Source organism: Pseudomonas sp. ICMP 460, from assembly GCF_002723595.1.
Lineage (GTDB): Bacteria > Pseudomonadota > Gammaproteobacteria > Pseudomonadales > Pseudomonadaceae > Aquipseudomonas > Aquipseudomonas kitaguniensis.
Genome location: NZ_LKBR01000037.1, coordinates 1 through 23344, shown reverse-complemented (window position 1 = coordinate 23344; position 23344 = coordinate 1). Strand labels below are relative to the sequence as shown.

Below are 23344 nucleotides of genomic sequence, written 5' to 3'. Positions count from 1 at the left end.
TCAGAACTCTAACTCCGCGCTGAAGTAGAGGACGTGGCGGCTGTCGTAATTGTTATCGGCCCAGGTGGTGGGCTGGCTATCCAGGCGTTGTTGCAACATGCCGGCCAGCTCCACGTTGGCTTTGCCCACGGCAATGCGCTTGGCCACGCGCAAGTCGACCCGTTCGAAGCGATATTGGTTGAGTGCGTCGTCGCCATAGTAGAACAACGCACTGGACCAGCCTTGGCCCCATTCTCGCAGCCAGCCGGCCGAGCCGCTGTTACGTGCGGTTTGCGCCTTGTCCAGCGGGTTGCTGGAGGTTGCATCGACGTAAGCATAGGTCAGCCGCAGGCGGTCGGCGCTGCTCATGCGCCAGTCGAACTGCGACTCGGCACCGGTAAACCGTGCGCTGTTGGCGTTGCTCGCGATGTATTGGTTGTTGCGCAGCGGCGAGCTGATCATGTCGGTGATTTCGTCGTAGAACAGTTTCACGTCGACATTCAGTCCAAGGTCGGCAAAGAAGCCGTTGTAGCCCAGCTCTCTTGAGCGCATCAACTCTTTATCGAGATTGCCGGGGCCTCGCGTCACCACAAAATATTGCCCGGCGTTTTGCCCATAGGTCGGGGAGCTGAGATGGGTGACGCGATAGCTCCAGTTGACGTTGTTCTCGAACATGTCCGGCGACCGAATCGCTTCGGAATACACCGCGCGCAGGCCGTGGCGCGGGTTGATCAGGTAGTTGACCGCCACCCGTGGTGTCAGCGAGTGGCCGCTCAAATTCGTGTCTTCGTACATGGCGCCGCCTTGCAGCAGCCAGTGTTCGCTGGCGCGCCATTCCAGGTGGCCGAACAAACGCCACGTAGTGTCGTCGAGCGTGCCATTGAAGTAGGTGTCGGAGTCGGCGCGGTCGTAGCGGTAGTTCATGCCGCTGACCAGGCGCAGGCTGTCGGAAAGGCTCAGGGTGTCCTGTATCTCAAGGTCGTAGCGGCTCTCGCGGGTGCTTTGGTCGATGTCGCCGCACACGCTTTGGCTGGCGCCGTCACGCCACTGGTCCAGTACCTGGTTGCCCAGCGCTTGTTCAGCGGCGCTACCCGGTGGTGCAGTGGCCTGGCTGAAGGTGTCCATGTGCCGCGCAAGCAATTCGGCATAGTTGGGGTTGAGCTGCCACAACTGGGTCAATTGCGGGCTGAACGAGACCTTGGCGTCACAGGCTTTCCAAATCTGCTGGCGGTTCCATTGCTGGGCCGAGCCTTGGATATACAGGCTGTGTTCGGGGTTGAACTCGACATTCCAGCGCAACGAACCGGCATAGTCCTTGGCGGCTACGTCGGAATTGGTACCGCCTTCGGTAATCCCGGCGAATACCGGCGTGTAGGTATAGGGGCGCTGATTGGTGCCTTCCTTGGCATTTAATTGCAAATCGATGCTCTGCTGCGCGTTCAGGGTTTGGCTCACCGCCAGGCTGAAGCGGCTGAGCCGGCGGCCATCACGGCGGTCGGCGCCGAGGGCATCGCTGTCAAACCCATCGTCCTGTTGCCCGGACATGGACAGGCGCAAGTCGCCGGTCTCCCAGCCCATGCCCTGGCTTGCGTAGAAGTCGTTGATCCCGCGCTCGCCACGCACCACTTTTACCCGCGAGCCATGGCTGTTGGCCGGTGAGCGCGTGAGGATATTGACCACAGCCATTAATGCATTGGCGCCGTAGCTGACCGTGTTGGGGCCGCGAAACACCTCGATACGCTCGATGTCTTCCATGGCCACCGGAATATCGCTCCAGTCCACCGTCGCCAAGCCTGCGCGGTACACCGAACGCCCGTCGATCAATACTTGCATGCGCCGCGCATCGCTGGCGCTGGTGCCGTGGTAGTTCACCGCCGCCTGGTTGCCGGTGGTGTAGCCGACCATCATCCCTGGCACCAGGCGTAGCAGCTCGGCGATGTCGCGTGCGCCACTGGCCTTGATCAGCTCGCTGTCGATCACGGTCATGCTGCCGGGCACGGCGGCGGCCGATTGCTTGAGGCGAGTGGCGGTGAGTACTTGCGGCAGCGGCTGGCTGTCGAGGAACAGGTCATCAGCCAGCGCAGGTGCGCTGCACAACAGCATCAAGCACAGAAAGGGGTGGGCAGGAGGGCCTGTATACACGGCACGGCCTTGATCATTACGGATAGCCGCCCATGTTAACTGAGGTCAGGCCATTTGCCATTCACCGCACTGGCAATTAGTTCACAGAACGGTAACGTTTTCCGACAGGCGCACGAATTGATACGGGGGCTGGCCGCAAGCGGGTCGCCCCGTATAATGCCGCCATCGTCACTGGTATGGATTAACGGATTGCATATGACTGAACAGCGCCCTATTGCGGTCCTTGGAGGCGGAAGTTTTGGTACCGCCGTGGCTAACCTGCTCGCCGAAAACGGGCATGCGGTGCGCCAGTGGATGCGCGATCCCGAGCAGGCCGAGGCGATTCGCGTGCACCGCGAAAACCCGCGTTACCTCAAAGGCATCAAGATTCACCCGGCGGTCGAGCCGGTGACGGACTTATTGGCCACGCTGACCGAATGCGACCTGTGCTTCGTCGCGCTGCCCTCCAGCGCCTTGCGTTCGGTGCTGGCACCGCACGCCGAACGGCTGGCGGGCAAGTTGCTGGTCAGCCTGACCAAAGGCATCGAGGCGCAGACTTTCAAGCTGATGAGCGAAATTCTCCAGGAGATCGCCCCTCAGGCGCGTATTGGTGTGCTGTCCGGGCCGAACCTGGCACGCGAGGTCGCCGAGCACGCGCTGACGGCCACCGTGGTCGCCAGTGAAGACGAGGCGCTGTGCGAGCGTGTTCAAGCGGTGCTGCACGGTCGCACGTTCCGTGTGTATGCCAGCAGCGATCGCTTCGGCGTCGAGTTGGGCGGGGCGCTGAAAAACGTCTACGCGATCATTGCCGGTATGGCCGTGGCCCTTGGCATGGGCGAAAACACCAAAAGCATGCTGATCACCCGTGCCCTGGCCGAGATGACCCGGTTTGCGGTAAACCAGGGTGCCAACCCGATGACGTTTCTGGGGCTGGCGGGCGTGGGCGATTTGATCGTGACCTGCTCGTCGCCAAAAAGCCGTAACTATCAGGTCGGGTTTGCCTTGGGCCAGGGCCTGAGCCTGGAAGACGCGGTGACGCGCCTGGGCGAAGTCGCCGAGGGCGTCAATACGCTTAAAGTGCTGAAGGCCAAGGCACAGGAAGTCGGGGTGTATATGCCGCTGGTCGCCGGGCTGCATGCGATCCTGTTTGAAGGGCGCACGCTGAACCAGGTCATCGAGTTGCTGATGCGCGCTGAACCGAAAACCGATGTCGACTTTATTTCCACCAGTGGTTTCAACTGAGGTACGCCTTATGAACGATCCGAAAGCAGCCCCCAAATACGAGTCCATTGTGCTGCGTATCCTGTGGATGCTGGTGTTTGCCCTGGTGTGGCAAGTGGCGCAATTCCTGCTCGGCGGGCTGGTGGTGGTGCAGTTGATTTATCGCCTGATCTACAGCGCGCCGAACCTTGGCCTGATGAACTTCGGCGACAGCCTCAGCCAGTTCCTCGCGCAGATCGGCCGTTTCGGCAGCTTCCACACCGAGCAAAAGCCCTGGCCATTCGCTGATTGGCCCACCCCGCGCGCACCCGAAGGCGAAGCCGCGCACAGCGTGCCACCGGCGCCGCACCCGGTGCGTGATGAGGAGCCAAAACTGTGAAGCTGTGGATTTTGCGCCACGGTGAGGCGCAGGCCCAAGCGCGCACCGACGCCGAACGCAACCTGACCGAGCAGGGCCGCGGCGAAGTGTTACGCAGTGCCGCCCACCTGATCGGCCAGCCCATCAGCGCCATCCTCGCCAGCCCGTACGTGCGTGCGCAGCAGACCGCCGAGCTGGTGCGCGACGCGTTGGGCTTTGAGCCGCCGATCAAAACGGTGGCGTGGCTGACGCCGGAGGGCAACCCGTTGCAGGTGCTGGCACAGCTCGACACCGATAGCGCCGACGACAATGTGCTGCTGGTCAGCCATCAGCCCTTGGTCGGCAGCCTGATCAGCTTTTTGCAACACGGCCATCAACGTCAGCCGCAACCGATGCACACCGCCAGCCTGGCCGAACTGGAAGGGGACTTCCCGCTGGCGGGCCTGATGAACCTGGTTAGCGTGAAACACCCGTAGACCAGTGCAGCCCACCAAGACAATTATGTGGCAGGATTAGGTTCATCATAAAAACAGGAAGGACCTGCACATGAGCCTGTGGCGCACCCAACCGAATATCGACCAACTCAATGCCATGCAGAAAAACACCATTGGCGAGCTGCTCGATATTCGTTTTGAAAGCTTCGATGAGCATTCCCTGACGGCCAGCATGGTGGTCGACGCCCGCACCCATCAACCTTACGGCCTGCTGCACGGCGGCGCGTCGGTGGTGCTGGCGGAAAGCGTCGGCTCAGTGGCGGCCTACCTGTGCGTTGATTCCAGCAAATTCTACTGCGTGGGGCTGGAGGTCAACGCCAACCACCTGCGCGGTGTGCGCAGCGGGCGGGTGACGGCGGTGGCGCGGGCGATCCACATCGGCCGCACCACGCAGGTATGGGATATTCGCCTGACCAGCGACGACGGCAAAGCCAGTTGCGTGTCGCGCCTGACCATCGCCGTGGTGCCGCTGGGCGAGAACCCTCCGGCACGATAGGCATGGCGTGAGTGTCATCATTCCTGGCAGTTACGGTCATTGCGGCGCTGCCTTGGCGTGGCGACAATCAGGCTCTGTTTTTGTAAATGGGTCCGGTATGTCGCAGCCTGTGTTTTTTGCCCACGCCAATGGCTTCCCTTCGGCCACCTACGGCAAGTTGTTTGCCGCGCTGGCTCCTGAATTTTCAGTGGCTCACCTGCCGCAGCACGCTCACGACCCCAGGTTTCCGGTGGACGACAACTGGCAGAACCTGGTTGACGAGCTAATCCACCATTTAGAGCAGCAGCCGGAGCCGGTGTGGGGCGTGGGTCACTCGCTCGGCGGCGTGCTGCACTTGCACGCCGCCATGCGTTGCCCGCAGCTCTACCGTGGCGTGGTGATGCTCGATTCGCCGGTGCTGACCCGCGCAGACCGCTGGCTGATTCGCGCCGCCAAGCGCTTCGGCTTTATCGATCGCCTGACCCCGGCCGGGCGCACCCTGGGCCGCCGCGAAGAGTTCGCTGATCTCGACACTGCGCGCAGCTACTTTGCCGGCAAGACGCTGTTTCGGGGGTTCGACCCGGAATGTTTTGACGCGTACCTGCAACATGGCCTGCAACAAGTCGGCGACCGCCTGCGCCTGCGCTTTGATCCGGCCACCGAAATCAGCATTTACCGCGGCATACCGCACACCAGCCCCGGCCAGGTTCGCCAGTTGAAAGTGCCGCTGGCGGTGGTGCGCGGGCGCCAAAGCCGCGTGGTGATGCGGCACCATGTCAGTGGCGTCGGCCGCCTGCCGATGGGCGAGATGCTCACCTTGCCGGGTGGGCATATGTTCCCCCTCGAATGCCCTCAAGCCACCGCGACCCTGATCAAAGACCTGTTCTGCCGCTGGCAAGCCCGCGAGCGCAGTTGCGCATGAGCGCGCCGGTCGAGGAAGTGCGCCTGAGCCTGGCGCATATCGAGTTGGCGGCGCATCTGTTTGGCCCCGAACAGGGTTTGCCGGTGATCGCCCTGCATGGCTGGCTCGACAACGCCAACAGCTTTGCACGGCTGGCGCCGAAACTGCAGGGTTTGCGCATCGTAGCGCTGGACCTGGCCGGCCATGGGCATTCTGCGCATCGTCCTGCCGGGGCGGGTTACGCCTTGTGGGACTACGTGCACGATGTGCTGCAAGTCGCCGAACAATTGGGCTGGAAACGTTTTGCATTACTTGGCCATTCGCTCGGCGCCATCGTCTCTTTGGTGTTGGCCGGTGCCTTGCCTGAGCGTGTAACGCACTTGGGATTAATTGACGGTGTGCTGCCGCCAACCGCCGCCGGCGACAGCGCGGCCGAGCGACTGGGCATGGCGTTGCAAGCGCAATTGAACCTGCAGGGCAAGCGCAAGCCGGTCTACAGCACCCTCGATGCTGCGGTTGAAGCGCGGATGAAAGGCTTGGTGGCAGTCAGCCGTGAAGCCGCCGAACTGCTGGCCCAGCGCGGTTTGATGCCGGTGCCGGGTGGTTATACCTGGCGCACGGACAGTCGCCTGACCCTGGCGTCGCCAATGCGCCTGACCGATGAACAAGCCATGGCGTTTGTGCGTCGCGTGGGTTGCCCAACGCAACTGGTGGTCGCGGCTGACGGCATGCTGGCGAAACATCCCGAATTGCTTTCTCAGCTACCCTTCACGGTGACCACGCTGCCAGGTGGCCATCATTTGCACCTGAACGATGAGCCCGGCGCAGCTCTTGTTGCAGACTGTTTCAATCGGTTCTTCTCCATGCCTTGACTTGGCGGGGTCAACTGCCGAGGCTGGGCGGATTGAAAGGGAGTCAACCATGCACGTGTTCAACACCAATACCGCAGCGACCTCCGATGGCCAAGGCTCAACGATCCGATGAGCCTGCGCAAAGGATGTATCCGTGCCCTCGGGCTGTGCTGTTTCAGCCCCTTGGTGTTCGCCGCCGATGTGCCGGGAAGCCAGGACCTGCCTGCCGTGGCCCGTCAGGTCGATGCGCAAATCGTCGATTACCGACCCGCTGAAGAAAAGGAACGCGTCTACCCGATGGGCGCGATCCGCAAGATCAGCGGCCAGTTGCGCTACGAAGGCCAGGCCACCGCGCGCGGCCAGGCCACTGCAATCACCTACGAACTGCCTGCCGAACACACCTCCAGCGCCGCGTTTACAGCCACGCGCGAGGCGTTGCAGGCCAAGGGCGCGCAGTTGTTGTTCTGGTGCCAGGCGCGTGATTGCGGCGAAAGCAGCCTGTGGGCCAATGAAGTGTTCGGCAATGCCAAGCTGGTCGGCGCCGACGGCCAGCAGGAATACCTGTTGTTGCGCCTCGCCGCCCCGCAGGACAACTCACTGGTGGCGCTTTACGGCATCACCCGAGGCAATCGCCGCGCTTATCTGCATGTAGAACAACTCGACGCCAGCGCACCGCTGGGGGATGTGTTGCCCACCTCGGCGACCTTGCTGCGTGAGCTGAAAAGCACCGGCGAGCTGGACTTTCCGGCGCTGGGCAGCGCACCTGACGCCAACTGGCTGACCCTGATTTCACGCGGCTTGAACCTTGACGCCACCTTGCGCGTCAGCTTGACCGGGCCTGCGGCCGAAGCCTGGCGCCAGGGCTTGATCGACAGCGGTGTGCGTGCCGCTCGCCTGGAAACCGGCACCGGAGACGCTAAGGGTTTGCACCTGCATCTGATACGCTAACCGTAACAAGGCGAACGGACCCGCGCCGTTCGCCTAAGCTCTCTTCCTACAGCCTTCTCTCGAGATACCCGATGCTCAATAACGATCGCCTACTGGTGCAAATCCTGCTGCTGGTGTTGTTTGGTGCCAGCCTCTGGGTGATGGCGCCGTTTTGGTCGGCGCTGTTCTGGGGCGCGGTGCTGGCGTTTGCCAGTTGGCCGCTGATGCGCTTGCTGACCCGCTGGCTGGGCGGCCGCGAGTCTCTGGCGGCCGGCATCCTCACACTGTGCTGGATGTTGCTGGTGGCGGTGCCGCTGGTGTGGCTGGGGTTCAACCTGGCAGACCATGTACGTGACGCCGTGGGCCTGATCAAAGATGTTCAAGTCGACGGCCTGCCTGCTGCGCCGACCTGGCTGGGTTCTATCCCGTTTATCGGCGAGCGCCTGGTGGCGACGTGGGACAGCATCGACCAACAGGGCGCGGCGCTGATGGCCAGCATCAAGCCGTATTTGGGGCAGGTGGGGAATTGGCTGCTGGCGCGCAGCGCGCAGATCGGCGGCGGCATTCTCGAACTGACGTTGAGCCTGGTGTTCGTGTTTTTCTTCTACCGTGACGGGCCACGCCTGGCGACGTTTGTGCATCGCCTGCTGGAACGCTTGATCGGCGAACGTGCTGGTTACTACATCGAACTGGTGGCCGGTACGGTGCAGCGTGTGGTTAACGGCGTGATCGGTACAGCGGCCGCGCAAGCCGTGCTGGCGCTGATCGGCTTTCTGATTGCGGGCGTGCCGGGCGCGCTGGTGCTGGGCATCGTCACCTTTCTGCTCAGCCTGATCCCGATGGGCCCGCCGCTGGTGTGGATCCCGGCGACGGCGTGGCTGGCCTGGAAGGGCGATTACACCTACGCGGTATTCCTCGGCGTGTGGGGCACGTTCATCATCAGCGGCGTCGACAACGTACTCAAGCCGTACCTGATCAGCCGAGGCGGCAACTTGCCGCTGGTGATTGTGCTGTTGGGCGTGTTTGGCGGGCTGATCGCCTTCGGCTTTATTGGCCTGTTTATCGGCCCGACCTTGCTGGCGGTGGCGTACAGCCTGTTGACCGATTGGAGTGCCACCCAGGCTCAAGTGCGTCGCGACGACACCACCGTTTAAGCCCTCGGCAGCCACACCACGGCGGTCAAACCGCCGCCCGGGGTTTCTTCAAGGCTCAGGCGGCCGCCAAGGCGCTCCACCGCGTCCTTGGCAATCGTCATGCCGAGGCCGACGCCGCCGGAGTTGCGGTTGCGTGAGCCTTCCAGGCGAAAGAACGGCTCGAACACCGCCTCACGTTTATCCGCCGCAATGCCGGGGCCGTGGTCGATCACCCGGATGACCAGCGCTTCGCGGCTATCGCTCAGCTCCACACGCGCCGTACCGGCGTAACGCAGGGCGTTGTCGATCAAGTTGTTGAGGCATGAACGCAGGGCCATTGGCTGCACCTGCAACGGCACGCAACTGCCGGCGAACTGCACGTCAGAGCCTTGGTCCTGGGCATTTTCGCTGAGCGATTCGACCAGCGCCTGCACGTCGAGCCAATGCCGGGTCTCGCTGGTGCGCTGCTCGTGCAGGTAGCTCAGGGTGGCGTCGAGCATGCTGATCATGTCGTTCAGGTCCTGGCGCATCTGGCCTTGCAGCTTGCTGTCTTCGATCTGTTCCAGGCGCAACTTCAGGCGTGACAGCGGGGTGCGCAGGTCATGCGAGACCGCGCCGAGCATGCGTGCGCGCTGGCTGACTTGTTCGCGAATACGCCGTTGCATCAGGTTGAAGGTCGACGCCGCCTGGCGCGCCTCGCGCGGCCCGGATTCATTCAGCGGCGGGCTGTCGAGGTCGAGGCTCAGGCGTTCGGCGGCTGCGCTCAGGCGCTGGATCGGCCGGCTGAGCAGCTTGGCGCCATACCAGGCAGCAATAATCAGCGAAAAAAACTGGAACGTCAGCGGCACTATCGGGCCACCAAACCACGGGCGCCGGTGCTCCCGGTGCAGCGGCAGCATCGAGCCATCCGGCTGCTCGATGAAGGTTTCCTGGCGTTGCGGCGGTGGCGGGTCGTAGTGGTGAAACCAGAAGAAGGCCAGTGCATGGGCCAACACAATGGCCAACAACAACACACCGAACAACCTGCCGAACAGCGTGTTGAAGGCGTTGCGCATCAGCCAATATCCCGCGCGTCGAACAGGTAACCTTCGCCGCGTACGGTTTTGATCAACTGCGGGGCTTTGGGGTCATCGCCCAGCTTCTGGCGCAGGCGCGAGACCAGCAAGTCGATGCTGCGATCAAACGCTTCAATGGAGCGGCCACGGGCGGCGTCGAGCAATTGCTCGCGGCTCAACACGCGGCGCGGGCGCTCGATAAACACCCACAGCAAGCGGAACTCGGCGTTGGACAGCGGCACCACCAGGCCGTCGTCGGCCACCAACTGGCGCAACACGCTGTTGAGGCGCCAGTTGTCGAAACGGATATTGGCGCGTTGCTCGGTACGGTCATCGCGTACCCGGCGCAGAATCGTCTGGATGCGTGCCACCAGTTCGCGCGGTTCGAACGGTTTGGACATGTAGTCGTCGGCGCCCAGTTCCAGGCCGATGATCCGGTCGGTGGGTTCGCAACGCGCGGTGAGCATCAAAATCGGGATGTCCGATTCGCCGCGCAGCCAGCGGCACAGCGACAGACCGTCTTCGCCCGGCAGCATCAGGTCGAGCACCACCACATCAAAGGTCTCGGCTTGCATGGCGTGGCGCATGGCGGTGCCATCGGTCACGCCGACGGCGAGAATATTGAAGCGCGCCAGGTAATCGATCAGCAGCTCGCGGATCGGCACATCGTCATCGACGATCAGCGCGCGGGTGTTCCAGCGCTTTTCATCGGCGATCACCGCGCCTTTTTGCTCGTCGTTCACAGGGACTGAAGAAGTATGCATAGTGCGATCATCTGCCTGGTTGTTGCTGTCAGCATAGGCGCCCAGCCCCATGGCTGGTAGTGCTGAACGGTGGGTCATGCGGGCGAGGCTAGCGCTGGGGCGTGTTGGGGGCATGTCGTGAATGTATCAGCTTTGAAACAATTACCCTGGATCACCGTTGTAGCGCGGTTGGTCAGTATTTACCGATCATCGGATCCCGCAACGGCGCGGCTTGCGCTACAATCCGCGCCGATTTCGACTTGCCTGAGAGCCCATTCCAATGTCCGTTTGCCAGACTCCTATCATCGTCGCCCTGGATTACCCCACCCGTGACGCCGCACTGAAGCTGGCTGACCAGTTGGACCCGAAGCTTTGCCGGGTCAAGGTCGGCAAGGAACTGTTCACCAGTTGCGCGGCAGAAATTGTCGGCACATTGCGTGACAAAGGTTTTGAGGTGTTCCTCGACCTGAAATTTCATGACATCCCGAATACCACGGCGATGGCGGTGAAAGCCGCGGCCGAGATGGGCGTGTGGATGGTCAATGTGCATTGCTCCGGTGGCTTGCGCATGATGAACGCTTGCCGTGAGGTGCTGGAGCAGCGCAGCGGGCCGAAGCCTTTGCTGATTGGTGTGACGGTGCTGACCAGCATGGAACGCGAAGATTTGGCCGGTATCGGCTTGGATATTGAGCCTCAAGAGCAAGTTTTGCGGTTGGCGGCACTGGCACAAAAGGCTGGCCTGGATGGTCTGGTGTGTTCGGCGCTGGAGGCTGAGGCGTTGAAGACGGCGCATCCGTCGCTGCAGCTGGTGACGCCGGGGATTCGCCCGGCGGGCAGCGCTTTGGATGATCAACGGCGTATTTTGACGCCGCGTCAGGCGTTGGATGCGGGGTCGGATTATTTGGTGATCGGGCGTCCGATCAGCCAGGCGGCGGACCCTGCGAAGGCGTTGGCGGCGGTGGTTGCCGAGATTGCCTGATCGCTGAGTGTGTTCGCTGGATTGAATACACAGCAGATTTGCTTTTGCTTTTTGTGGGAGCGGGCTTGCTCGCGATGCAGGCGCCTCGGACCATCAGGCGTACCGGGTTGATGCCATCGCGAGCAAGCCCGCTCCCACACAAGCAGCTCCCACACAAGCAGCTCCCACACAAGCAGCTCCCACACAAGCAGCTCCCACACAAGCAGCTCCCACACAAGCAGCTCCCACACAAGCAGCTCCCACACAAGCAGCTCCCACACAAGCAGCTCCCACACAAGCAGCTCCTACACAAGCCCGCTTCCACAGTTGAGTGAGCGGTTAAACCTTCAGCACCAGTTTCCCGAAGTTCTCGCCGTTGAACAGCTTCATCAAGGTCTCCGGGAACGTCTCCAGGCCTTGCACGATGTCTTCCTTGCTCTTGAGCTTGCCCTGCGCCATCCATCCGGCCATCTCCTGCGCTGCCGCGGCAAAGTTCGCCGAGTGGTCCATCACCACAAACCCTTCCATGCGCGCGCGGTTAACCAGCAGCGACAAATAGTTAGCCGGGCCTTTGACCGCTTCTTTGTTGTTGTATTGGCTGATGGCACCGCAAATCACCACGCGGGCTTTAAGCGCCAGGCGGCTGAGCACGGCGTCGAGAATTTCGCCGCCGACGTTATCGAAATACACGTCCACGCCTTTGGGGCATTCGCGCTTGAGGGCGGCAGGCACGTCTTCGCTTTTGTAGTCGATGGCGGCGTCAAAGCCCAACTCATCCAGCAGGAACTTGCATTTGTCGGCGCCACCGGCAATGCCGACCACGCGGCAGCCTTTGATCTTGGCGATCTGCCCGGCAATGCTGCCCACCGCACCGGCGGCGCCGGAGATCACCACGGTTTCGCCGGCCTTGGGCGCGCCGGTGTCGAGCAGGGCAAAGTAGGCGGTCATGCCCGTCATGCCGAGGGCTGACAGGTAGCGCGGCAGCGGCGCAAGTGTCGGGTCGACCGTGTAGAAACCACGCGGTTCGCCGACAAAATAATCCTGCACGCCCAACGCGCCGTTGACGTAGTCGCCGACTGCGAATTTGGGGTTGTTCGAAGCGATCACTTTGCCCACGCCCAGCGCGCGCATCACTTCACCAAGGCCGACGGGTGGAATGTAGGATTTGCCTTCATTCATCCAGCCACGCATTGCCGGGTCCAGCGACAGGTATTCATTCTGCACCAGCACTTGCCCATCGCCTGGCGTGCCCACCGGCACTTCCTGGTAGGTGAAGGTTTCCCGCGTGGCCGCGCCGACCGGGCGTTTGGCGAGCAGAAATTGGCGATTGGTCTGGGCAGTCATGGCAAGCACTCTTTATAAATGAACCTGAGTGATAGCCCTTCAGCGCGCTGAGAGCAAGGTTGTGCGACAGCCGCGAATGCTTGCCGATAGACCTGGTTGATAGTTGGCCGGGCGGCTTTATCACCGCGATCCATAGGGTGCACACCGGGCTTTTGATAGTGCTGACGCGCGTGCCCTCGCGTTGGCTAGACTCGGCCCACGGCTACTTCTCGCAGAGGACATTTTCCATGAGCATGACGTTTTCCGGCCAGGTCGCCCTGGTGACCGGCGCCGCCGCCGGTATTGGCCGCGCCACTGCGCTGGCGTTCGCCGCAGAAGGCTTGAAAGTCGTGGTCGCCGACCTGGATGCGGCGGGCGGCGAGGGCACGGTCGGGCTGATCCGCCAAGCCGGTGGTGAGTCGGTGTTTGTGCGCTGCGACGTCACGCTGGAAGCGGATGTGCAGGCGTTGATGGCCCAGACTGTCGCAGCCTTCGGTCGCTTGGACTATGCGTTCAATAATGCCGGTATCGAGATCGAGAAGGGCAAGCTGGCCGACGGCAGCCTGGACGAGTTCGATGCGATCATGGGCGTCAACGTCAAGGGCGTGTGGCTGTGCATGAAGTACCAGTTGCCGCTGCTGCTGGCCCAAGGCGGCGGGGCTATCGTCAATACCGCGTCGGTGGCAGGGTTGGGCGCGGCGCCGAAAATGAGTATTTATGCGGCGTCCAAGCATGCCGTGATCGGCCTGACCAAATCGGCGGCCATTGAGTACGCGAAGAAAAAAATTCGCGTCAATGCGGTGTGCCCTGCGGTCATCGATACCGATATGTTCCGTCGTGCTTATGAAGCCGACCCGCGCAAGGCTGAGTTTGCCGCTGCGATGCACCCGGTTGGGCGCATTGGCACCGTCGACGAAATCGCCAGTGCAGTGCTCTACCTGTGCAGCGACGGCGCCGCGTTCACCACCGGCCACGCGTTGGCGGTAGACGGTGGCGCGACGGCTATCTAGGACACCACGTCACCGCCTATTCGAAAAGGCGAGGGGCGTTGTGGGGCGTTTCCAGGGCTGGCACAAGGCCGCGCGTGAATGTGTGTCAGGAGGTAAATAAGTCAATAAAATCAATACTTTAATGGTTTTTATGGCCGGTTTTTATGGGCTTCTGTGCTTAACTGTTTTGGGTTGAATAACAGACAGTTGAAGTGAGTGGCTCATGGATTTAGGGATCGATCGGCAAGCCCTTGTACCGGTGGTGCAGCAAATCGTCAGCGCGGTGGCGCAATGGATTCGCGAAAGCGAGGCGAGCCCAGGCACGCGTTTGCCGTCTGTCCGTCAATTGGCCCTCGACAACCTGCTCAGCCAGTCCAGTGTGATCGAGGCCTGTGAACGGATGGTGGCGCAGGGGTTATTGGTGTCAAAACAGGGCGCGGCATTTGCGGTGGCCGCGCCACGGGTTTCGCATGAAAGCCACTGGTATGAAGGCGCGGAGTTAGGCTGGGGCGTCTATATCGATAGCCCGTTGGGCGAGTTGAACCTGGGCTGCGGCTGGTTGCCGGACGCGTGGCGCGAAAGTGATGACCTGTGTTATGCCATACGCGAAATCAGCCGCACCGACACCGCCGGTCTTTTCAACTACAGCACGCCGTTAGGGTTACCGGCGTTGCGCGAGCAACTGCTCAAGCGGCTGACCCGGATCAAGGTGGCCACCAGCCTCGACCGCATCCTCACCACCCATGGCGCCAGCCACGCACAAGACTTGCTGATACGCACACTGCTCAAGGCCGGTGATACGGTGGTGGTCGAGACGCCGGGGTACGCCAACCTCTATCGCCAGTTGGAGCGCCATGGCGTCACGTTGCTGGAGGTTCCGCGCACCGTGGGCGGCCCGGATATTCCGGTGCTTGAGACACTGCTGCAAAGCCATCGGCCCAAGTGCCTGTTCATCAATTGCCTCTACCACAACCCCACTGGCACCAGCCTGTGCCGTGCGGTGGCTGAGCGTCTTTTGCAACTGGCGCGCAGCGAAGACTTCCTGATTGTTGAAGAGGATGTTTACGGCGACTTGCAGCACGCCAGTTGCACGCGGCTTTCGGCGCTGCCGCATGATGACCGGGTGATCTACATTTCGAGCTTTTCCAAAACCCTCAGCAGTGCATTGCGGGTGGGTTACCTCAGCGCCAGTTCGGCCATCATCGCGCAAATGGTCAGCCTCAAAACCCTCACCGGCATCGGCACTTCACGCTTTGCCGAAGCCGTGGTCGCGACGTTGCTGGCCAATGGCACCTACCGCAAGTGGGTGCAGCGCCTGCGCAAGCGCCTGAACACGCAAATGGCGTTTACCTTGCAGGCGCTGGAGGATGAGGAATGGGAAGTCTTTGCTGTGCCTGCCGGCGGCATGTTTGTGTGGGCGCGGCCTGGCGTGGGCGACCCCTCACGGTTGCAGGCGTGCGCACGGCGACTCTGCGTTTTGTTGTCGCCGGGCGCGCTGTTCAGCCCCAAAGGCGAACACAGCCACTGGCTGCGGATTAATGTGGCCTATGCCGCCGATCAGCGTGCGCTGGCGCTGTTTCGCGCGTTGGGGCCAGCCAAATCGACCTCGACCATTCTGAAAACGACGGGAGTGTAGCTTTTTGCCATTATTGTGGCGCCAACGTCTTGTGTCGGTGGCCTGTGGTTGCGAATCTCGCGGCACGTAAATCAGGCTTGATGGCATCCGCCATTGCAAGAGGATTCCAGGCAATGATACCGGCCGTGCAACGACGTTTCGCCAACCTCGGTATGGCGAAAAAACTGGCCTTGGGTTTCGCCCTGGTGCTGCTGCTGACTGCCGTGGTGGCGGCCATTGGTGTGGGGTCCCTGCAAACCATTGGCCAGCGTTTCGAAGGCCTCAACGCGATGTCTTCGCTCAACAGCGGCCTGTTCAAGGTGCGCTTGATCGAACAGGACTACGCGCTGCACGCTGACCCCAAAGCCGTTGAGGCGCTGCATGCAAGCGTCGATGCCTTGGCCGCGCTGGCCGCCAGCCTGAAGGCCCAGTCGGCCGCGAATGTGCCGGTGATGAGCGAGGTTGAACAGGCGCTGGCAGCTTATCGCAAGGCATTCGACGAGTTTGTTGAGCTCACCCAAGCCAAAGAGCTGGCGCTGGAAATGGCCAGTTGGTCGGTGTCCAGCGTCGCCAATAACCTTGACGTGTTGCAGGCCGGACTCGCCGACGATGGCACCTATGCGCTCAAAGAAAGCCAGGGTAAAGACGGTGCCGAATTTATCCAGCAGTCAGGGCAGATCAGCCAGGTGTCGCGGTTGATGTTGCAAGCCATGAACGAAGCGCAGCTGCGCCTGGATCAGAGCCGCAAGGCTGATACAGACAACGCCGGGCAAGGCAAGATCGAACAGGCTGACCAGGCGCTGGCTCAGGTTGAGCAACTGAAAACGTCGGTAACGGACGCGGGTTATCAGACTGTGCTCAACGAAGTGTCCGGGCACATCGCCGCGTTCAGCGAAAAACTCGGCGAATACACCGGGCTGCTGGCGCAGGAAAAAGGCGTCTACACACAGCTGCATGAGCGTGCCGATCAAGTGGTCAGCCGGGTTAACCAGGCGTATGACGCCGAAGATCAGTCGATGCAGCTGCAACTGAAAGAAAGCGCGCTGTTGATCATTGGCTCGTCAGCCCTGGCGCTGTTGGTGGGGTTGATCGCGGCGTGGGTGATAACCCGCTTGATCGTGACGCCGCTGCGCAGTGTCATCGCAGTGGCGCGACAGATTGCAGACGGCGACTTGAGCGGGCGCATGCAGGTCAGTCGTGGTGATGAGATCGGCCAACTGATGCAGGCCATGCACCAGATGGGCAGCGGCCTGAGCCACATGGTCAGTGGGCTGCAGGCGGGAATCGAGCAATTGGCCAGTTCGGCGCATTCATTGTCCAGCGTCACCGAACAAACCAATGCCGAAGTCAGCAGCCAGAAGGAGGAGACCGAGCAGGTCGCCACGGCGATGAACCAGATGACGGCCACCGTGCATGACGTGGCGCGCAACGCCGAACAGGCCGCGCAAGCCGCGCAGACAGCCGATCACAAAGTCGAAAGCGGCCAACAGGTGGTGCGCCAGAGCTTGCAGCGCATTGAGCAGCTCGCTACCTCCAGCAGCAATGCCAGCGCCAACATCGAAAGCCTGAGTGCAGAAATCCACAACATCGGCAGCGTGTTGAGCGTGATCAAGAGTGTGGCCGAACAGACCAATTTGCTCGCCCTTAACGCAGCCATCGAAGCGGCGCGCGCAGGCGAGCAAGGCCGTGGTTTTGCGGTGGTGGCCGACGAGGTGCGGGCGCTGGCCAAACGCACTCAGCAATCGACCGAGGAAATCGAGCAGTTGGTGAGTACCTTGCGCGGCGCGGCGCAGTCGTCGGTGCAGCAAATACAGCAGAGCGGCGAGCTGGTGAAGCTGGCGGTCAGCGACGCGCTGGAAGCCGAGAGCGCGTTGGGCAGCATTGCCGCCGCGGTGTCATTGATCCAGCAGATGAACCAGCAGATAGCCGCAGCGGCCGAGCAGCAAAGCTCGGTCGCCGAAGAGATCAACCGCAGCGTCACCAGTATTCGCGCGAGCGCCGATCAATCGGCGTTGAGCATGCAGGGCAACGCCGCGTCGAGTATCAAGTTGGCGCAGCTGGGGGCGGAGCTCAAGGGCATGGTGGGGCACTTCCGCCTTTGATTGTCGCAACGGGCGACGATCAAAGGGCAGGGCGGCTGTCAGGTGTTGTTGGCGAGGAACGTCAACAGCGCTTCGTTGACGAATTCCGGGTTCTCGCGGGAAGAGATGTGCCCTGCGTCGGGAATCAGGGTCAGGCCGCAACCGATCAGGTCTGCCATTTCTTTGGATTCGGCAGGTGGTCGTGGCTTGTCCTGCTCGCCGCACATCACCAGCGTGGTGTCGGGGTCCAGGTTCGGCAATTGGTCGAGGATGTCGGTGCGGCTGAAGATCAGGCGGCCCAGCGGCACCACGCTTTGCCGCAGGCGCTCTGCGGAAAACGCCTGCAACGCCTTGCGATAGTCCTGGTACAGCGCCGATTGACGATCGATCTCGGGGCGAAAGAAGATCGGTGCGATCACATCCAGCAGCGACTCAGGGATAGCGCCGGCGTCTTCGATCATCTTGAACAGCGAGAAATAGTACTGGCGCGTAGGCTCGGGTTCGGCGCCGAGGTAGGTGTCCATCAGCACCAGGCTGTTGATGCGCTCAGGTGCCAGCAATGCCAGGCGTGCGCCCCACATGCCGCCGACCGACAAACCGACCAAATTGATGTGCGCAAGGTCGAGGTGGTCCAGCAGCGCCAGGTTTTGGCGCGCCAAGTCATCCAGGGATCGGGTATGAGCCGGCAGCGGGCCGGATTCACCATGGCCCCACAGCTCGGGGGCGATTACCCGGTACTGCTGCGACAAGGCTTCAATTTGCGCGGCCCACATCTCGCTGCCCCACAGGTAGCTTGAGCCCAGTACGACGACCGGGCCAGTGCCCTGGTCAACATAGTGCAGCGGTTGTCCATCAATCACGGCGACAGGCATAGCAGGCCTCTAACTTCATGGAGTGAGGTGCACTTTTTTACGCTAGTCGGCAGCGGGAGGATAGATGCAAAGTGATGGCATGTGGCGAGTGGGCTCGCCACACAAGGCGCGGGGTCAGTCGTAGATGGCTTTCTTTTTCCACTCGGCGTCGGCGTCGACCACCTTGAGGCCTTCGGTCAGTTCGTTGACTTCGTCTTCGACTGGCTCGCTGTTGGTCAGCACCGTGGAGTTGGCGCGTGCGAGTTGGTTCTCCAACAACTGCAATTGCGCACTGTAGAACACCGGCTCTGGCTGCTTGCGCAGGTACTGTACGCCGCGCTCAAACGCCAGGCGGGCCTGGCCAGGCTGGCCTTGCACCAGGGCGTGTTGGCCCAGGTTGGTGAAGAATTCGATGTGCAACAGCACCAGGATATGCCGAATTTCCTTGATCCAGTGCTTGGCCTCATTGGCCGGCAGGAAACCGTCCTGGGCGGCGCGGGTGACTTGACCGTGCAGGGCTTCGAGCAAAAAGCGCACATCCTTGGCCTTGGCTTCGGTCTGGATCGGCGCGGGCGGATTGTTCACCGGAATCGATTCGCCTTGCGCGATCAGTGCATTCAACTCAGCAATGCGCGCCTTGAGCGGTGCGCTGGATTTGTTGATGTTCAACAGTCGCTGATTAACGTTGAGTTCCAGGCGCGTCAACAACAGCTTGAGCTTGGTGGTCATTAACTGGCCAGGGAACGTCTCGGTGATTTCGCCGCACCGACGCAGCCGATCGTTAAGCTCGATCTCGGTGCGCTTCTTTTCCAGTTTGTTGTTTTCCACCACGTGGTTCATATAGCCAATGGCGATCAATATTACGATCCCGACTATTACCAGCAGGGTGATCATGAGTGGTGTCACCGGTGTGACCTCTTTATAGGGTTTGTAATGGAGTGTAGTGACTGGACCCTCTGGCGGATAGGGTTGTTCGACCAGTTGCCCAGGTAGTTTCTTCTATATAGGTAAGCATTGGCTCGATAGGTGCACATTGCCATCATTTGCCTGCGGCAACTATAGCGTCTTGTTGGACGCCAGAATATAGGCGCCAAAGCCCGGGCGGGCGGAATACCCGTGCAGGCCGGTAAAGCTGGGCGAAGTCATTGATTTAAATAAATTTATCCATGGGGGTTGACGACCTTTCAATCCATCCATAGAATGCGCGCCACTTACAGCGTAAAGCACACAGCGAAACGCGGTAGGGAGTGAATGTTGTACGTGTGTCCCCTTCGTCTAGTGGCCTAGGACACCGCCCTTTCACGGCGGTAACAGGGGTTCGAGTCCCCTAGGGGACGCCATATGCGGGAATAGCTCAGTTGGTAGAGCACGACCTTGCCAAGGTCGGGGTCGCGAGTTCGAGTCTCGTTTCCCGCTCCAATTTTTAAGCAGTGTTGCCCTCGGGTGGCATTGAGTGAAACCAGGGTAACGTCTTCGGGCGAGGCCTCTGGGCACTGAAATACACACCATGTGTTTCAGTAGCGTGTCCCCTTCGTCTAGTGGCCTAGGACACCGCCCTTTCACGGCGGTAACAGGGGTTCGAGTCCCCTAGGGGACGCCATTTGCGGGAATAGCTCAGTTGGTAGAGCACGACCTTGCCAAGGTCGGGGTCGCGAGTTCGAGTCTCGTTTCCCGCTCCATATTTAACGAAAACGCCGATCAGTGATGATCGGCGTTTTTGTGTGTGCGGCTTTTTCTCCCGGCGCGTAGGGCAGGTTGTGAAGTGCGTAGGAATTGTCTGTAGTTTCCTCAATGTGTCGTCGAGTGGGTGTTTACCCGTTCAGCGACCTCTACTCTGGCCAGTCCTTTGCCCTGTTCACTTCAGAGAACTGCCCAGATGCTTCAACTCGACTTCTATTCCACGCTGGTCGCCGCCTCTTTAGTGCTGTTGCTGGGGCGTTGGCTGGTGGCCCGAATCGGCTTTTTGCGGACTTACAACATTCCCGAGCCGGTTGCCGGTGGTTTATTGGTTGCCGCGTCACTGCTTGTGTTGCGCGCAGTGGCGGGTATCGAAGTGCGCTTCGACGCTTCATTGCAAACGCCATTAATGTTGGCGTTTTTTGCCTCCATCGGCCTGAATGCCGACTTCGCCAGCTTGAAAAAAGGCGGGCGTGTATTGGGTATGTTCCTGCTGGTGGTGACGGCGCTGCTGGTGTTGCAAAACGCCATGGGCATCGCGTTGGCCAAGGCTTTGGGGCTGGACCCCTTGATGGGCTTGCTGGCTGGCTCCATCACCTTGTCGGGTGGGCACGGCACGGGCGCGGCGTGGGGCGCAGTGTTCAGTCAGAAGTATGGCGTGGCGTCGGCGTCTGAACTGGCGATTGCTTCGGCGACGTTTGGCTTGGTATTGGGCGGGTTGATTGGTGGCCCGGTCGCGCGCTTGCTGATCAAGCGTGTGCAGGTGCCTGCCATTGAACACTCGCAAGCGCGCCGGCCGGAAGGTTTTGAGCGGCCCGATCAGGAACGCACGATCACCGCGTTCTCGTTTATCGAGACGCTGGCGTTGCTTGCGATCAGCCTGCAGGTCGGCACCTGGCTGAGTGGTTTGATTCGGGGCACCGCGTTTGAGTTGCCGACCTTTGTGTGTGTGCTGTTCGTCGCGGTGCTGTTGCGCAACGGCCTGTCGGCGATGCGCTGGCGTCAGGTGTTTGAGCGTGAGGTGTCGTTGCTGGGTAATGTCAGCTTGTCGTTGTTTTTGGCGATTGCGTTGATGTCGCTCAAGCTTTGGGACCTGGCGGCGCTGGCATTGCCGATTGTCATTCTGTTGGCTGCGCAGGCGTTATTGATGGCCCTGTTCGCGATTTTCGTGACGTTTCGGGTGATGGGCAGCAACTATGATGCGGCGGTGCTGGCGGCAGGCCATTGCGGTTTCGGGTTGGGCGCCACGCCCACCGCGATTGCCAACATGCAGGCGGTGACTCAGCGCTTCGGCCCCTCGCAGATTGCCTTTCTGGTGGTGCCGATGGTCGGCGCGTTTTTTATCGACATCACCAATGCGGTGGTGATCAAGCTGTACTTGGCGCTGCCGTTCCTCGGCGTGGCAGGCTGATACAGGTGATTAACGAAAACGCCGATCAGTGATGATCGGCGTTTTTATGCAGCGCGCAACAACAGGCGTTTGGGTTAATCAGAGCGTCGGCAACTGCCCGACACGGCCCATCATTTCGGTGACGATCTGCAAATCGAGCAGGAATTGCTCAACGGTCTTGAACTCACCGTCGGTGTGCCCGGTGTACTTCACCTCCGGCCGCGCCAGGCCAAATTGCACACCGTTGGGCAGGTCATGCACCGAGGTGGCGCCGGCGGAGGTGCCGAACGTGTGTTGCATGCCGAGGTTTTCGCTGGCAACCGCCAACAAGGCTTTAACCCACTCACCTTCAGGGTTGCGGTACATCGGCGCGGCCACCGAGTAGGTGAAGTTCACCTCGACTTTGGAGGTTTTGTCCCAGGCGCTCAGCTTGTCGGCGATCTCGGTTTTGAGTGTCTCAGGGGATTTGCCCTTCGGCACCCGCAGGTTCACGGCCAGCTTGAAGGCTTTGTCATCCTGCCCGACAAAGGTCAGCGAGGCGGTCAGCGGCCCCATGAATGCATCGGAGAAGCCCACGCCCAACTGGCTGCCCAAGTAATCCAGGCTCCAGTTGTCGGACGCATAACGCGCCGCATCGGTGATGTGGTTGTGCTTGAGCGCGATCTTGCCATCGACGCTGTGGATCAACCCAAGCATGCGCGCCACCGGGTTGACGCCCGATTGCGGCGCGGATGAATGCGCAGACACGCCGGTGACCGTCAACGTGACGTCTTTGCCGACCACCTTGGCGGCCACATCGAAATCGCCGCCATTGCGCTTGGCGTACTCGGCACCGGCAGTTTGCAAGCTGGCCGCCAGCTCGGCCGGTGTGTCGCTGACCAGCGTCGCGACTGACGCCGATGGAATCTGGTTGGTGGCCATGCCGCCGGTCATCGAGATGATTTCCGCGCCGTTACCCACGCCCTTGCGCACCGGGAAACTCGCCATAACGGTGCCGTAGCCTTTCTCGGCGATGACCACCGGGTAGCCGCCATCCAGCGCCAGGTTGTATTGCGGCGTGGGGTTGCGCTCGAAGTAGTAGGGGATTGCGTCGCCCATGGTTTCTTCGGTGGTGTCCACCAGCAGCTTGAAGTTACGCGCCAGCGGCAGCTGCTCTTCCTTGATCACCTTCATCGCGTACAGGGCGACCACGATGCCGTTCTTGTCATCCTCGGTGCCGCGGCCATACATGCGGTCGCCGATCAGCGTGACCTTGAAAGGGTCGAGCCGCGTGCCGTCGTTCAGCACCCAGTTTTCCGGCGTTACCGGCACCACATCGGCGTGAGCGTGGATGCCGACCACTTCATCGCCGCTGCCTTCCAGGGAAATTTCATACACGCGGTTGTCGATGTTACGAAAGTTCAGGTTGAAGGCCTTGGCCAGGCTCTGAATCTTGTCGGCGATCTTGAGGAATTCCGGGTTTTTGTACTGCGGCAGGCCGTCGACGTTGAAGGTCGGGATTTCCACCAGTTCGCGCAGCGTTTCGAGGGCGGCTTTGCCGTACTTCACCCGCGTGTAAATGCCCAGTAGACGATTGATTTCGTTCTGTTGGTCGGCGGTCAGGGTTTGGTTGGCGAGAAAGGCATTGATGGCCGGTCCCGCGTCGCCGGTTTTACCCAGGTCACCCTTGGCCAGGGCGCCGAGGAAACCACGAAAATCGGTGACCGAGGTCTCGCTGAAATGTTTGACGATGGTGGCGCTTTGTTCTGCGCTGATGTTGGCGAATGCTGGGGCGGCGACTGCCGAGAGGCTGGCGGTAAACAGTGCAATAGCCAAGCTTTTTTTGATAGGAAAGTGCATTGCTGAAGGCATTCCTTTGCGAAGTGAAAGTAGGGAATTTCTGATCAATATGTCAGAAATATTTCCACACACTACCATCCCGAGGGTTGGAAAAGGGAGGCCTTGAAGCAGGAAAAATACCTGGGCTGTAGTAATTCAACTGTGGGAGATTGGGGGGTGAGGAATCTGGTTTCGGTCAGGGCTTGGCCGGATGCGGCTCCGGGTAGTGCATCAACACTTCCACAAAATTGTCCGGGCTGTGGAGATTCAACTGTGGGAGCGGGCTTGCTCGCGATAGCGGTGCGTCAGTTGAACAATATGTATCTGATCCGACGCTATCGCGAGCAAGCCCGCTCCCACAGGGGAGATTGGGTGTGTGAGGAA

20 protein-coding genes, 4 tRNA genes and 1 pseudogene are annotated in these 23344 nt (G+C 60.9%); 18 read left to right on the top strand and 7 right to left on the bottom strand.

The annotated features are described in order from the left end of the window. Positions 1-2082 (bottom strand): TonB-dependent siderophore receptor, encoded by a 2082-nt coding sequence (locus AO240_RS21970; protein ID WP_099239204.1) that lies wholly within the window; start codon positions 2080-2082, stop codon positions 1-3. Between the two features lie 234 nt (positions 2083-2316). On the opposite strand from AO240_RS21970, the gene AO240_RS21965 reads away from it, so the two are divergent. The 8 genes from AO240_RS21965 to AO240_RS21930 all read left to right on the top strand — a co-directional run bounded on the left by AO240_RS21965 (position 2317) and on the right by AO240_RS21930 (position 8481). Continuing rightward, positions 2317-3342 (top strand): NAD(P)H-dependent glycerol-3-phosphate dehydrogenase, encoded by a 1026-nt coding sequence (locus AO240_RS21965; RefSeq protein ID WP_099239202.1) that lies wholly within the window; start codon positions 2317-2319, stop codon positions 3340-3342. A 10-nt stretch (positions 3343-3352) separates the two neighbouring features. Further along, positions 3353-3700, top strand: coding sequence for a DUF4389 domain-containing protein (locus AO240_RS21960; RefSeq protein ID WP_099239200.1), 348 nt, complete (start codon positions 3353-3355; stop codon positions 3698-3700). Further along, a complete protein-coding gene (sixA, locus tag AO240_RS21955) occupies positions 3697-4155 on the top strand; it encodes a phosphohistidine phosphatase SixA (protein WP_099239198.1) in 459 nt (152 codons plus the stop codon). Before AO240_RS21960 ends, sixA begins: the two co-directional genes overlap by 4 nt. A gap of 70 nt (positions 4156-4225) precedes the next feature. After that, complete coding sequence (locus tag AO240_RS21950) at positions 4226-4669, top strand: hotdog fold thioesterase (protein ID WP_099239196.1); 444 nt, start codon at positions 4226-4228, stop codon at positions 4667-4669. A gap of 97 nt (positions 4670-4766) precedes the next feature. Continuing rightward, positions 4767-5570 carry an alpha/beta fold hydrolase gene (locus AO240_RS21945; RefSeq protein WP_099239194.1) on the top strand — a complete coding sequence of 268 codons (804 nt, stop codon included), beginning with the start codon at positions 4767-4769 and terminating at the stop codon, positions 5568-5570. Then, complete coding sequence (locus tag AO240_RS21940) at positions 5567-6421, top strand: alpha/beta hydrolase (RefSeq protein ID WP_099239192.1); 855 nt, start codon at positions 5567-5569, stop codon at positions 6419-6421. Before AO240_RS21945 ends, AO240_RS21940 begins: the two co-directional genes overlap by 4 nt. A gap of 108 nt (positions 6422-6529) precedes the next feature. Then, positions 6530-7348, top strand: a complete 819-nt coding sequence (locus AO240_RS21935) for a DUF4892 domain-containing protein (RefSeq protein WP_099239190.1) — start codon at positions 6530-6532, stop codon at positions 7346-7348. Positions 7349-7419: 71 nt separating this feature from the next. Next, on the top strand, positions 7420-8481 hold the full coding sequence (locus tag AO240_RS21930; RefSeq protein WP_099239188.1) for an AI-2E family transporter: 1062 nt from the start codon (positions 7420-7422) through the stop codon (positions 8479-8481). Here the strand turns inward: AO240_RS21930 and AO240_RS21925 are convergent. Both AO240_RS21925 and AO240_RS21920 read right to left on the bottom strand, forming a co-directional pair. Next, on the bottom strand, positions 8478-9515 hold the full coding sequence (locus AO240_RS21925; RefSeq protein ID WP_099239186.1) for a HAMP domain-containing sensor histidine kinase: 1038 nt from the start codon (positions 9513-9515) through the stop codon (positions 8478-8480). The genes AO240_RS21930 and AO240_RS21925 overlap by 4 nt on opposite strands. Further along, complete coding sequence (locus tag AO240_RS21920; RefSeq protein WP_099239222.1) at positions 9515-10279, bottom strand: response regulator; 765 nt, start codon at positions 10277-10279, stop codon at positions 9515-9517. The genes AO240_RS21925 and AO240_RS21920 overlap by 1 nt, the downstream gene beginning before the upstream one ends. Before the next feature lie 259 nt (positions 10280-10538). Here AO240_RS21920 and pyrF point away from each other — a divergent pair, with 259 nt between their 5' ends. Beyond that, a complete protein-coding gene (gene pyrF, locus AO240_RS21915; RefSeq protein WP_058411698.1) occupies positions 10539-11237 on the top strand; it encodes an orotidine-5'-phosphate decarboxylase in 699 nt (232 codons plus the stop codon). A gap of 318 nt (positions 11238-11555) precedes the next feature. Here pyrF and AO240_RS21905 read toward each other — a convergent pair whose 3' ends face one another. Further along, positions 11556-12560 (bottom strand): NADP-dependent oxidoreductase, encoded by a 1005-nt coding sequence (locus AO240_RS21905; protein WP_099239182.1) that lies wholly within the window; start codon positions 12558-12560, stop codon positions 11556-11558. A 227-nt stretch (positions 12561-12787) separates the two neighbouring features. Between AO240_RS21905 and AO240_RS21900 the strand changes: the two genes are divergently transcribed. The 4 genes and pseudogenes from AO240_RS21900 (at position 12788) to AO240_RS29405 (ending at position 17245) form a co-directional block, all read left to right on the top strand. Further along, positions 12788-13549 carry an SDR family oxidoreductase gene (locus AO240_RS21900; protein WP_099239180.1) on the top strand — a complete coding sequence of 254 codons (762 nt, stop codon included), beginning with the start codon at positions 12788-12790 and terminating at the stop codon, positions 13547-13549. A gap of 202 nt (positions 13550-13751) precedes the next feature. Next, complete coding sequence (locus AO240_RS21895) at positions 13752-15164, top strand: PLP-dependent aminotransferase family protein (protein ID WP_099239178.1); 1413 nt, start codon at positions 13752-13754, stop codon at positions 15162-15164. 80 nt (positions 15165-15244) lie between these two features. Continuing rightward, a pseudogene (locus AO240_RS29410) lies at positions 15245-16384 on the top strand (HAMP domain-containing protein); the annotation flags it as partial. Next, positions 16364-17245 carry a methyl-accepting chemotaxis protein gene (locus tag AO240_RS29405; RefSeq protein ID WP_371918670.1) on the top strand — a complete coding sequence of 294 codons (882 nt, stop codon included), beginning with the start codon at positions 16364-16366 and terminating at the stop codon, positions 17243-17245. The pseudogene AO240_RS29410 and the gene AO240_RS29405, both read left to right, overlap by 21 nt. Positions 17246-17283: 38 nt before the next feature. Here AO240_RS29405 and AO240_RS21885 read toward each other — a convergent pair whose 3' ends face one another. Both AO240_RS21885 and AO240_RS21880 read right to left on the bottom strand, forming a co-directional pair. Then, positions 17284-18096 carry an alpha/beta fold hydrolase gene (locus AO240_RS21885; RefSeq protein ID WP_099239174.1) on the bottom strand — a complete coding sequence of 271 codons (813 nt, stop codon included), beginning with the start codon at positions 18094-18096 and terminating at the stop codon, positions 17284-17286. A 114-nt stretch (positions 18097-18210) separates the two neighbouring features. Continuing rightward, positions 18211-18981, bottom strand: a complete 771-nt coding sequence (locus tag AO240_RS21880) for a hypothetical protein (RefSeq protein ID WP_058411692.1) — start codon at positions 18979-18981, stop codon at positions 18211-18213. 358 nt (positions 18982-19339) lie between these two features. On the opposite strand from AO240_RS21880, the gene AO240_RS21875 reads away from it, so the two are divergent. From AO240_RS21875 to gltS, 5 genes are all read left to right on the top strand, one after another. Next, positions 19340-19415: transfer RNA gene (locus AO240_RS21875), tRNA-Glu, on the top strand. 3 nt (positions 19416-19418) lie between these two features. Further along, positions 19419-19494 (top strand) — tRNA-Gly (locus AO240_RS21870). Between the two features lie 105 nt (positions 19495-19599). Further along, a tRNA-Glu gene (locus tag AO240_RS21865) sits at positions 19600-19675 on the top strand. Positions 19676-19678: 3 nt separating this feature from the next. Further along, a tRNA-Gly gene (locus tag AO240_RS21860) sits at positions 19679-19754 on the top strand. Between the two features lie 197 nt (positions 19755-19951). Then, entirely contained in the window at positions 19952-21163 is a 1212-nt protein-coding gene (gltS, locus tag AO240_RS21855; RefSeq protein WP_099239172.1) for a sodium/glutamate symporter, read from the top strand. Between the two features lie 78 nt (positions 21164-21241). Here gltS and AO240_RS21850 read toward each other — a convergent pair whose 3' ends face one another. Further along, positions 21242-22981 carry a dipeptidase gene (locus AO240_RS21850; protein WP_099239170.1) on the bottom strand — a complete coding sequence of 580 codons (1740 nt, stop codon included), beginning with the start codon at positions 22979-22981 and terminating at the stop codon, positions 21242-21244. Between the last annotated feature and the right edge of the window lie 363 nt (positions 22982-23344).

Excerpts from the sequence above, each read along its gene's own strand:
- AO240_RS21965 (WP_099239202.1), top strand. The coding sequence starts at position 2,317 with ATGACTGAACAGCGCCCTATTGCGGTCCTTGGAGGCGGAAGTTTTGGT.
- AO240_RS21930 (WP_099239188.1), top strand. The coding sequence starts at position 7,420 with ATGCTCAATAACGATCGCCTACTGGTGCAAATCCTGCTGCTGGTGTTG.
- AO240_RS29405 (WP_371918670.1), top strand. The coding sequence starts at position 16,364 with ATGCAGGCCATGCACCAGATGGGCAGCGGCCTGAGCCACATGGTCAGT.
- AO240_RS21935 (WP_099239190.1), top strand. The coding sequence starts at position 6,530 with ATGAGCCTGCGCAAAGGATGTATCCGTGCCCTCGGGCTGTGCTGTTTC.
- AO240_RS21920 (WP_099239222.1), bottom strand. The coding sequence starts at position 10,279 with ATGCATACTTCTTCAGTCCCTGTGAACGACGAGCAAAAAGGCGCGGTG.
- AO240_RS21925 (WP_099239186.1), bottom strand. The coding sequence starts at position 9,515 with ATGCGCAACGCCTTCAACACGCTGTTCGGCAGGTTGTTCGGTGTGTTG.
- AO240_RS21850 (WP_099239170.1), bottom strand. The coding sequence starts at position 22,981 with ATGCACTTTCCTATCAAAAAAAGCTTGGCTATTGCACTGTTTACCGCC.
- pyrF (WP_058411698.1), top strand. The coding sequence starts at position 10,539 with ATGTCCGTTTGCCAGACTCCTATCATCGTCGCCCTGGATTACCCCACC.
- AO240_RS21960 (WP_099239200.1), top strand. The coding sequence starts at position 3,353 with ATGAACGATCCGAAAGCAGCCCCCAAATACGAGTCCATTGTGCTGCGT.
- AO240_RS21945 (WP_099239194.1), top strand. The coding sequence starts at position 4,767 with ATGTCGCAGCCTGTGTTTTTTGCCCACGCCAATGGCTTCCCTTCGGCC.
- gltS (WP_099239172.1), top strand. The coding sequence starts at position 19,952 with ATGCTTCAACTCGACTTCTATTCCACGCTGGTCGCCGCCTCTTTAGTG.
- AO240_RS21970 (WP_099239204.1), bottom strand. The coding sequence starts at position 2,082 with ATGCTGTTGTGCAGCGCACCTGCGCTGGCTGATGACCTGTTCCTCGAC.
- AO240_RS21950 (WP_099239196.1), top strand. The coding sequence starts at position 4,226 with ATGAGCCTGTGGCGCACCCAACCGAATATCGACCAACTCAATGCCATG.
- AO240_RS21900 (WP_099239180.1), top strand. The coding sequence starts at position 12,788 with ATGAGCATGACGTTTTCCGGCCAGGTCGCCCTGGTGACCGGCGCCGCC.
- AO240_RS21905 (WP_099239182.1), bottom strand. The coding sequence starts at position 12,560 with ATGACTGCCCAGACCAATCGCCAATTTCTGCTCGCCAAACGCCCGGTC.
- AO240_RS21895 (WP_099239178.1), top strand. The coding sequence starts at position 13,752 with ATGGATTTAGGGATCGATCGGCAAGCCCTTGTACCGGTGGTGCAGCAA.
- AO240_RS21885 (WP_099239174.1), bottom strand. The coding sequence starts at position 18,096 with ATGCCTGTCGCCGTGATTGATGGACAACCGCTGCACTATGTTGACCAG.
- AO240_RS21940 (WP_099239192.1), top strand. The coding sequence starts at position 5,567 with ATGAGCGCGCCGGTCGAGGAAGTGCGCCTGAGCCTGGCGCATATCGAG.